General features: G+C 74.0%; 1 pseudogene. It reads right to left on the bottom strand.

The features are described 5' to 3' along the window. Nucleotides 1-388 (bottom strand): annotated as a pseudogene (locus tag DBR34_RS20995) (TolB-like protein); the annotation flags it as partial.

Here is a 388-nt window from a genome sequence, read left to right on the forward strand (position 1 = left end):
CACCTGCGCATGCCCGCCGCTGACCCGGGTGAGGGCCAGCGCGCCGTCGTTGCCCAGCCATGCGCCGCCCAGCTCGTCGGCGCCACTGTTGAGCGGGGCCGGCAGTGCGGCCACGGTGCCGAACCCCTTTTCCTGCACGGTGGCCAGGTACAGGTCGAAGCCGCCGTGGGTGCCCGTGCCATTGCGCGCGAACAGCAGCGCCTGGCCATCCGGGCGCAGCGCCGGGCGGCGCTCGTCGGCGGCGGTGTTGATCGTCACCGGCAGCGCCATCACCGGCCCGAAGCTGCCGTCGCCGTGCACCGCCACGCTGTACAGGTCGAACCCGCCGCGCCCGCCGCTGCGGTTGGAGGCGAAGTACAGCCAGCGCCCGTCGTGGCTGAAGTACGGG

The sequence above is a fragment of the Stenotrophomonas sp. HMWF003 genome, from assembly GCF_003061285.1.
GTDB lineage: Bacteria > Pseudomonadota > Gammaproteobacteria > Xanthomonadales > Xanthomonadaceae > Stenotrophomonas > Stenotrophomonas maltophilia_AP.